We start from the raw sequence: 2,392 nt of genomic DNA on the forward strand, positions 1-2,392 counted from the left end.
CGATCCCACAACCCCGCATACGCAACCCCTGCCGGGTATCACACGCATACGGTTTGGCCTCATCCAGTTTCGCTCGCCACTACTCCCGGAATCACGGTTGTTTTCTCTTCCTGCGGGTACTGAGATGTTTCACTTCCCCGCGTTCCCTCCACACTGCCTATGTGTTCAGCAGTAGGTGACAGCCCATGACGACTGCCGGGTTTCCCCATTCGGACACCCCCGGATCACAGCTCGGTTGACAGCTCCCCGGGGCCTATCGCGGCCTCCCACGTCCTTCATCGGTTCCTGGTGCCAAGGCATCCACCGTGCGCCCTTAAAAACTTGGCCACAGATGCTCGCGTCCACTGTGCAGTTCTCAAGCAACAACCAGCCACCCACCACCCCCGAACCATCAGGTCCGGAGTTCACTGGGGCCGGCAACCCGAAGGCGACAAGCTCACGCTCGCACCCTCAGACACCCAACAGCGTGCCCGACACAACGAGAGTCCAGGTTCTGCGTTCCACGCCGAAGCAGTACTAGCAGTCCTTCACCCTCAACTGTGCCGAGTAGTCAACGTTCCACCCATGAGCAACCGTGCAGAACATTCGCCTGCAGTCGGCTATGTGCTCCTTAGAAAGGAGGTGATCCAGCCGCACCTTCCGGTACGGCTACCTTGTTACGACTTCGTCCCAATCGCCAGTCCCACCTTCGACGGCTCCCTCCCACAAGGGGTTGGGCCACCGGCTTCGGGTGTTACCGACTTTCGTGACGTGACGGGCGGTGTGTACAAGGCCCGGGAACGTATTCACCGCAGCAATGCTGATCTGCGATTACTAGCAACTCCAACTTCATGGGGTCGAGTTGCAGACCCCAATCCGAACTGAGACCGGCTTTTTGAGATTCGCTCCGCCTCACGGCATCGCAGCTCACTGTACCGGCCATTGTAGCACGTGTGCAGCCCAAGACATAAGGGGCATGATGACTTGACGTCGTCCCCACCTTCCTCCGAGTTGACCCCGGCAGTCTCCTGTGAGTCCCCATCACCCCGAAGGGCATGCTGGCAACACAGGACAAGGGTTGCGCTCGTTGCGGGACTTAACCCAACATCTCACGACACGAGCTGACGACAGCCATGCACCACCTGTACACCGACCACAAGGGGGACCGTGTCTCCACGGTTTTCCGGTGTATGTCAAGCCTTGGTAAGGTTCTTCGCGTTGCGTCGAATTAAGCCACATGCTCCGCTGCTTGTGCGGGCCCCCGTCAATTCCTTTGAGTTTTAGCCTTGCGGCCGTACTCCCCAGGCGGGGCACTTAATGCGTTAGCTACGGCACGGACCACGTGGAATGTGACCCACACCTAGTGCCCAACGTTTACGGCGTGGACTACCAGGGTATCTAATCCTGTTCGCTCCCCACGCTTTCGCTCCTCAGCGTCAGTATCGGCCCAGAGATCCGCCTTCGCCACCGGTGTTCCTCCTGATATCTGCGCATTTCACCGCTACACCAGGAATTCCGATCTCCCCTGCCGAACTCTAGCCTGCCCGTATCGAATGCAGACCCGGAGTTGAGCCCCGGGCTTTCACATCCGACGCAACAAGCCGCCTACGAGCTCTTTACGCCCAATAATTCCGGACAACGCTTGCGCCCTACGTATTACCGCGGCTGCTGGCACGTAGTTAGCCGGCGCTTCTTCTGCAGGTACCGTCACTTGCGCTTCTTCCCTGCTGAAAGAGGTTTACAACCCGAAGGCCGTCATCCCTCACGCGGCGTCGCTGCATCAGGCTTCCGCCCATTGTGCAATATTCCCCACTGCTGCCTCCCGTAGGAGTCTGGGCCGTGTCTCAGTCCCAGTGTGGCCGGTCGCCCTCTCAGGCCGGCTACCCGTCGTCGCCTTGGTAGGCCATCACCCCACCAACAAGCTGATAGGCCGCGGGCTCATCCTGCACCGCCGGAGCTTTCCACCCGCCGAGATGCCTCGGCAGGTCATATCCGGTATTAGACCCCGTTTCCAGGGCTTGTCCCAGAGTGCAGGGCAGATTGCCCACGTGTTACTCACCCGTTCGCCACTAATCCACCACCGAAGCGGCTTCATCGTTCGACTTGCATGTGTTAAGCACGCCGCCAGCGTTCGTCCTGAGCCAGGATCAAACTCTCCGTGAATGCTTTCCCCGTACTCGGGGGTCACACATCACGGGAGCGGAACAGGCCGGGAGGAATAATCCCGAAAACCTGCTCACAGCGTCCTCGCTGTGTGTTTCAAAGGAACCACATCCACCATCACCAGGGACGGCGGACGGGGTATCAAATAGTCTGGCGTTGACTTTTGGCACGCTGTTGAGTTCTCAAGGAACGGACGCTTCCTTCGTACTCACCCTCTCGGGCTTTCCTCCGGGCGCTTCCCTTCGGTGTT

At 59.3% G+C, this 2,392-nt stretch carries 2 rRNA genes; both read right to left on the reverse strand.

The features are described from left to right. Window positions 1-327 (reverse strand): 23S ribosomal RNA (locus tag ACFP1Z_RS33570); the annotation flags it as partial. Between the two features lie 287 nt (window positions 328-614). Then, window positions 615-2,142: ribosomal RNA gene (locus ACFP1Z_RS33575) — 16S ribosomal RNA — on the reverse strand. Between the last annotated feature and the right edge of the window lie 250 nt (window positions 2,143-2,392).

The organism is Streptomyces gamaensis (assembly GCF_042656465.1).
Taxonomy (GTDB): domain Bacteria; phylum Actinomycetota; class Actinomycetes; order Streptomycetales; family Streptomycetaceae; genus Streptomyces; species Streptomyces gamaensis.